The 7,839-nt window shown below is 39.4% G+C and carries 6 protein-coding genes; all 6 read left to right on the top strand.

Features of this window, described 5'->3' with window-relative positions; translation table 11 throughout:
• Positions 1–2,242, top strand: a 2,242-nt coding sequence (locus VNZ46_RS21825; RefSeq protein ID WP_325562571.1) for an efflux RND transporter permease subunit, incomplete at its 5' end; no start/stop codon positions are given.
• 125 nt (positions 2,243–2,367) lie between these two features.
• A complete protein-coding gene (mgtE, locus tag VNZ46_RS21820) occupies positions 2,368–3,753 on the top strand; it encodes a magnesium transporter (RefSeq protein WP_325562569.1) in 1,386 nt (461 codons plus the stop codon).
• Between the two features lie 21 nt (positions 3,754–3,774).
• Positions 3,775–4,860, top strand: coding sequence for a DUF6688 domain-containing protein (locus VNZ46_RS21815; RefSeq protein WP_325562567.1), 1,086 nt, complete (start codon positions 3,775–3,777; stop codon positions 4,858–4,860).
• 39 nt (positions 4,861–4,899) lie between these two features.
• Positions 4,900–5,268 carry a hypothetical protein gene (locus tag VNZ46_RS21810; protein ID WP_325562565.1) on the top strand — a complete coding sequence of 123 codons (369 nt, stop codon included), beginning with the start codon at positions 4,900–4,902 and terminating at the stop codon, positions 5,266–5,268.
• Positions 5,269–5,412: 144 nt separating this feature from the next.
• Positions 5,413–5,868: a MarR family winged helix-turn-helix transcriptional regulator gene (locus VNZ46_RS21805; RefSeq protein WP_325562563.1), complete on the top strand. Its 456-nt coding sequence runs from the start codon at positions 5,413–5,415 to the stop codon at positions 5,866–5,868.
• Positions 5,869–5,883: 15 nt separating this feature from the next.
• Positions 5,884–7,839, top strand: a 1,956-nt coding sequence (gene ppsA, locus VNZ46_RS21800; RefSeq protein ID WP_325562561.1) for a phosphoenolpyruvate synthase, incomplete at its 3' end; no start/stop codon positions are given.

The raw sequence follows: 7,839 nt of genomic DNA, 5'->3' as shown, positions 1-7,839 counted from the left end.
GGACGTTATCAATAAATCCAAATTAGTCCTCGAAAAGGCCCAGAAATCTTTTCCTGCAGGCATCAAATCACTTTACCTGGTTGATGTCAATCAGTTTTTGAATGCGTCAATTGATAAAGTGGTCCATACACTTATTGAATGTTTTCTGTTGGTGTTTTTGGTGATCTTTATCTTCCTTCAGGATTTTAGGTCGACCATTATCCACGGAATTTCTGTTCCTGTTGCCATCACAGGAACATTCTTCTTTCTATATCTCTTTGGGTTCAGTATTAATCTACTCACCTTGTTTGCGCTGGTGCTCGCCATCGGTATTGTTGTAGATGATGCAATTGTAGTTGTAGAAGCTGTGCATGCTAAACTAGAAAGTGGTTATAAATCTCCAAGAAAGGCTGCAATTGATGCTATGAGTGAAATTTCAGGAGCAATTGTATCTATTACATTAATCATGGCTGCAGTATTTGTTCCGGTTACTTTTATAAGTGGATCAGCTGGTGTCTTTTATAAACAATTCGGGATTACCCTGGCGATTGCTATTGTCATATCGGCTGTAAACGCACTTACACTTTGTCCGGCATTGGCCGCCATGTTTTTGAAACCTCCCTCGCACATTAAGGAACAGGAAAACAAAACACTCATGCATCGGTTCGGTGTTAGTTTCAACGCTGCTTACGATGGACTTACCAGCAAATACGCCCGTGCTGTAAAATTCCTTATGGCAAAAAAATGGATTGTTGTTGTAGCCATAGGTCTATTTATTACCGCTTTTTATACCTTAATGAGGTCTACGCCTTCGAGCTTCGTACCCAGCGAGGATATGGGGACTATCTTTGTCAATATTACGCTCCCCCCAGGATCCACCATGGATAGGGTTAAGGCTGTAGCCATCAAAGTAGATTCTATTTCCAGAACAATTCCTGAAGTACAAAATACCATGCGTACCATGGGACAGAATTTTATAGGTGGAAGCGGCAGTTCCTATGGTATGGTGATCCTCAGACTTAAACCTTGGGACCAGCGGCCGAAGGTAAATAATAATGCTGTTATTAAAGAGCTTACAAAGAAGACTGCAAACATAAAGGAAGCCAGTATTTTATTCATGTCACAGCCAACGATAACAGGTTTTGGTACCAGTGGTGGTTTTACTTTTCAGCTGGAAGATCAAGGAGGCCACACCACAGATCAGTTTTACGGCGTAGCAAAAGGGTTTTTAGCCCAGTTAAACAATCAACCAGAAATTCAATATGCTTCAACCTCCTTTAACCCAAATTTCCCTCAATATCAAATGAGTGTGAATGTGGCGAAATGCAAAGATGCAGGGGTTTCTGTTTCAGATGTATTGGGTGCCATGCAGGCTTTTTATGGCAGTTCATATACGTCTAATTTTAATGAATTTGGACAGCAATATAGGGTGATTATCCAGGCAGATACAAATTACAGGGCAAATCCACAAGGTCTTAACCGGATTGGAATTAAAACCAACAGTGGCTTAATGACACCAATTACTGAATTCATTACCCTCAAAAGAGTTTACGGGCCAGAAAATGTGACCCGGTTTAACCTGTTTAGTTCTATGTCTGTAAGTGGGTCGCCAAATGACAACTACAGTACCGGACAGGCGCTACAAGCCATTCAAAGAACGGCAGATAAATATTTACCTGCTGGCTATGGCTTCGAATATTCAGGCATTAGCCGGGAGGAACAAAATGCCGGTTCACAAACGCTGTATATATTCATTCTATGTCTCGCATTCGTTTATCTGCTTTTAAGTGCCCAGTATGAAAGTTATTTGCTTCCACTTGCAGTGCTATTCTCCTTGCCAGTAGGTTTATCCGGAGTATTTGTATTTGCAAAAGTTTTTGGTCTGGATAACAATATCTATATGCAGATATCCTTAATCATGCTGATCGGACTCCTGGCCAAGAACGCCATTTTGATGATTACATTCGCTATTGAAAGAAGAGAAAAGGGAATGAGCATACTGGATTCAGCAATAGAAGGTGCTAAAGCGCGTCTAAGACCTATTTTAATGACTTCTTTTGCTTTCATTTTTGGATTAATGCCTTTAATGTTTTCTACCGGTGTAGGTGCTAATGGTAACCGCTCAATTGGTACAGGCGCTATCGGCGGAATGCTTTTTGGTACATTGCTCGGCGTATTTGTTGTTCCTTCTTTGTTTGTTATTTTCCAAACACTGCAGGAAAAATTAAGAGCAAACAAAGTGACTGAAGAAGAAGAAATCTAAAATTTTAGGAAAGAATGTATAAGAATGATTGTCATTCTTATACATTCTTTCCTATATTTAATTCAGGACGAGTGGATTAATGACACTTTCTTTTTTCCAATTTTACGCTTATAAACTACTTTTTGATGAATTTTCCTTTTAAAGAAGTAAGAAAGAAAATACTGGCCGGAGATTTTTCCGGTTTATTTAAGCCTAATAACCAAACAGGGTATATCCATCCTTCAGAAGTTGCTAAATTATTTATTTCAATTCCGGTCAATAAGGCAATCGAGGCATTCAACTCTTTTCAGGAAGAACAACAGGTAAATGTTCTGCCTTATTTAGATGTACAGCTCCAGAAACGGATCATAACAAGCATATCCAAAGACAGAGCATCTTATATCCTCAACAACCTTAAATCAGATGACCGTACCATCTTTTATTCTTCTTCAAAAGGAGTGGAACTTTCACGTCTTCTTGGATTTCTAAATGAAGAAAACAGGACAGCCGTAGAACATCTACTGGGTTATTCCAATAAAAGTGTTGCCAGAATTATCAATACGGACTTTGCTGCCATAGATCGAAATATGACAATTGCAGAGGCAAGTGAATATTTACGTTTGAATCATAAAGATACGGAAGCTGTAAATGTCATTTATGTGTTGGACAGCGATGGAAAACTCATTGATGATGTGCCCATTAGAAGGTTGGTGCTAACTGAAAACTATAAGAAGATTGAAGATATATTGGATGGCTTTTGTACAAGTTTGAAAATCACAGATACCAAAGAGGACGCCGTTCAAAAGTTCAAAGAGTATGACAGGGTGGTACTCCCTGTCATTAATGATGAGAATATTTTGCTTGGTGTAGTCACGGTTGATGATGTTATGGACGTGGCCGAACAAAAAGATACTGCAGAGATCCAAAAATTTGGTGGTATTGAAGAATTAGATTTTCCTTATGTAAAAACACCTTTCTTCTCATTATTGAGAAAAAGAGCAGGCTGGCTCATTATTCTTTTCCTTGGAGAAATGTTAACTGCTACTGCAATGGGCTATTTTGATGGGGAGATTTCTAAAGCTGTTGTACTTGCCTTGTTCGTTCCCTTAATTATTTCCAGCGGTGGTAACAGTGGCTCACAAGCGGCTACATTAATTATCCGGGCCATGGCATTGAAAGAACTCTCCTTAAAAGACTGGTGGTATGTCATGCGAAGAGAAATTTTATCTGGTTTGGTTTTAGGTATCATACTTGGTGCAATTGGTTTTGTACGAATTTCGATATGGCAGAATTTTCAATGGTATAACTATGGTTCTCACTGGTTGTTACTGGCCACTACGATATTCTTTTCACTAATTGGTATTGTATTATGGGGAACCTTAAGTGGATCGATGGTGCCGATGATCCTAAAGAAGTGCAAAATTGATCCGGCTACTTCTTCAGCGCCATTTGTGGCCACATTGGTGGACGTTACCGGCTTAGTAATTTACTTTAGTATTGCCGCAATCTTTTTAAAGGGTACTTTATTATAGAGTAAATAAGAAAAATATAGAATGGCTATTGTTTTTGCATTACTGTTTATCATCATGGTCATCAGTGTTCCGGTACTCATTGTAAAAAAAGTGAAGAAGGATATCGCGATCCCTGAGCTGGCACTCGTTACTTGTTACGTACTATCAATCGGCGCACTGTGCATTGGTTTTATGATTCACCAAGCTGATTATTTAACGGCAATTGATCCTGTAGATGGCGCATGTTATATTCCATTCGGAGGAAAACATATCCTCACATTGCTTTTTTATTTTGCGGCATTTCACACGGCTTTGTTACTCATATGGCTCAAAGGAAATAAATTACCACCATTAGCAATGGTGCTCTGCCTGGGTTTTATCATTACAGGTATAGTTTTCAATATATTAATTTTATTTCAGATCTCTGAACATGATACAAGTAGCCTTGGGATTTATAACCACGCAGATCATGTCTATCTATTTGTATTTACACCGGTTTTGGGAATCTTTATTTCCGCCTTGCTGATTGTACAGGTTGTTAAAACAGATATGGCTACTGCAAATGATCGTACGTACACCAATAAATTGCTAAACAGATTAAATCTTTTTCTGGCTCAACAAAGTAATCTACCTTTTTGGGCAGTGATCCTTATTATTCCTGTATTACTGGCTACAACAGTTTTGCTCATGTTATTAGGCCAGGATCCAGATTCTCTGGTCAAGGTTTTTACAGAAACAACCACGTGGAGATTTTCGCAGCATACCCATCCTCCGGTTCTTGGTCACAGAGGACATTACCTATGTACGGTTGCGGTTTCGGGAAATCCAAAAATTGTAAAACCCATTAGGCTGGGTGTCAGGGCTGGAAGAATCATTGTTGTAAACCGACAGTTACTGATTGCAAATGCTTTTGAAGAAATGGTTCAGGATTTTTCTCCGGGATTGCACCGGATCATTCGTCGCAATTATGACACTTATGGCTATAATTTATCCAAAAAGATCAATAATGAGCGCATGTCAAACTTAACATATTTTCTAATGAAACCTTTGGAATGGTTTTTTCTGATCTGTTTGTATCTATTTAGTGAGAAACCTGAACAGCGAATCAACAGGCAATATCCAATATAGAAATCCTCAATAATACTGAAAAACAAAAATCTAAACCAAATGAAAACACAATTCTCCAGATTTTTAACCTGCCTGCTACTGTTGACTGGTATACATGGAGCCTTTGCTCAGCGGGTAATCGACAATGCAGAATTGAAACTAGGAAAGGAGGCAAGTACATTTATCAATAAAGTGCGGTTGGTTTCCGCGGACAAGCAAAAGCCGGTAGCGTTGAATGATGGTAACTATAGGATCAATAACTTCATACAGAAAGCCAGCTTTACGCTCAGTAACAAGCTTATTAACGGCACATTGTCCGTTCAGGAGGGCAATCATACCAGAACTGATTATGTGATTCTGAATTCAGCGGTTCAATCTATGAAAACCTTTACTGAGCCGTACGAACCAGCTTCACCGATTAATCACTAACCCCGTTATTATTTTTCCTCTTTAAAAAAAACGAAAAATATAGAGAAGACCATAATTATTATTTATCTTAGTGACTAAGATAGTTATTGAATAAGATAAATATATATATAGAAATAGTACCTGGATGACATCAAAAAATACAGCATGGAAGAAGAACACATCAGAAGAATCAGAAAATTAAATCAGGCGTATGCATATACATCTCTTCAGATGCATGAGTCTATTGCCCGAACAGCGGGGTTTTCAGGTACAGATCATAAATATTTAGGCTTTCTCTTAGAAAGAGGGCAGATGACCGCGGGAGAACTTTCAAATTTGACAGGCCTGACCACAGGGGCGATTACTGGTTTGATCGATAGATTTGAAAAGAAAAAATTAGTAAAAAGGCAGCATGGCGAAGATGACCGGCGAAAGGTTTTCATTGTGCCAGATACGGACAAAATAATGGAGCTTTTGGCGCCGCTCTATCATGATTTTAGAAATAAGTCGGCAGAATTGACCGCTTCGTTTTCAAACGACGAAATTAAAATCATAGAAAGTTACCTTTCAACATCAGTAGAGATCATGAAGGAGATAACGGCAAGGCTAAGTAGTAAATAATATTAAAATAAGCACATGGAAAATATAACTATTTACGTCCCTGGCGTAACCCAAGGTAATAAAGCGACACTAAATTTGGTGGGCGGTAAAGCAGCTAACCTAAGCGCCTTGCTGCACATTCATGGGATAAAGGTACCAGATGGATTCTATATTACTACAGAAGCTTACAAAGAAACCATTATAAACAATCAGGAGATCAATAGTTTGTTGAATGAATTGACCCTGCTCAAGGTTGAAGATGTATTGAACATCAGTATAATAAGTTCAAAAATACGCGATACCATTGAACACCTGCCAATTTCAGTATCTCTTTTAAAGGAGATCGAAAGTTGTCTTTTAAGAATTGGTGATAAAGACGCTTATGCGGTGCGATCCAGTGCTACTGCAGAAGACATGCCTGCGGCTTCCTTCGCAGGACAGTATGATACCTTTCTGAATATTAAAGGGATAGAAGCGATTGCAAAACACATCAGCAAGTGTTGGGCATCACTTTTTACCGGTAGGGCTATCATTTATAGAATTCAAAATCAAGTAGACCACAGGAAGGTTTATCTGGCTGTGGTTGTTCAGAAAATGGTGTTTCCGGACGTAGCAGGGATCATGTTTACAGCAGATCCGGTAAATTCCAATAGAAAACACTTGTCTATCGATGCCAGCTTTGGGCTTGGTGAGACTTTGGTTGCCGGTCTTGTAAATGCCGACAATTACCGTGTCTATGCAAATCAGGAGATCGTTAAAAGGATATCTGCCAAAAAACTAGCCATTGTAGCTGTAGAAGAAGGCAGTACTAAACTCCAGGAAATTGAACCTAAGCAACAAGACAGGCAGGCACTGACTGATCAGCAGATCTTACAACTCGCAGCCATTGGCAGAAAGATTGAAGCCTGTTTTGGATGCCCGCAGGACATTGAATGGTGTTTGGCCAATGATATATTCCATATTGTTCAGAGCAGGCCCATCACAACTTTATATCCGGTTCCAGAAGCAAATGATCAGGAGAATCATGTCTATATATCTGTTGGCCATCAGCAAATGATGACTGATCCTATGAAACCCTTGGGTTTATCTATGTGGCAGTTAAGAGCTGCAAGACCAATGTTTGAAGCTGGCGGCAGGCTGTTTGTCGATGTTAAGGATGAGCTGGCTACACCTGCTGGCAGAGATAATTTGTTAGCGGCCATGGAACAACATGATCCACTCATAAAAGACGCATTGCAGACCATCGTGGAACGGAAGGATTTTATAAAATCACTACCCAACGATGGAAAAGAAAGGTCACCTGTCAAAAGCAATAGGGGGCTGTCTGCAGCAGATATATTAGGGCAAGTAGGAAATGATCCCGCAATCGTTGCTGATTTGATTAAACAGAATGAGGCATCGGTAGAAGTACTCAAACAAAATATCCGGAACAAATCAGGTGATCATCTGTTTGAGTTTATCCTGGAAGATATCCGGGAATCAAAGCAGATGATATTTGAGGGGAAACATTTGGGCGTTATCATCGCTACAATGAATGCTTCAGCATGGATCAACGAAAAGATGAATGAATGGCTCGGTGAAAAGAACGTAGCAGATGTTCTTTCTCAATCTGTATCAAACAATATCACCTCAGAGATGGGACTGGCACTATTAGATATTGCAGATGCCATCCGTCCTTATCCGGCAATAATTGAGTATTTGCAACAGGTAAAAAACGGCTACTTCCTGAACGATATTATGAAGTTTGATGGCGGGCAAGAAGTCAAGGCTATTATCGATGCCTATCTTGAGAAATATGGTATGCGGTGTGCAGGTGAAATTGATATAACTAAAACCCGTTGGCGCGAAAATCCCGCCATATTGATCCCAATAATTCTATCTAATATTAAAAACTTTGAACCAGGGGCCAGCAAGCGGAAATTTGAACAAGGTTTGCAGGAAGCACTAAAGAAAGAACAAACCTTATTAGATCGATTGGCATCATTACCAGAT

The organism is Pedobacter sp. (assembly GCF_035566355.1).
In the GTDB taxonomy this organism is placed as follows: Bacteria; Bacteroidota; Bacteroidia; order Sphingobacteriales; family Sphingobacteriaceae; genus Pedobacter.
This window is presented reverse-complemented; position numbering and strand designations above follow the sequence as displayed.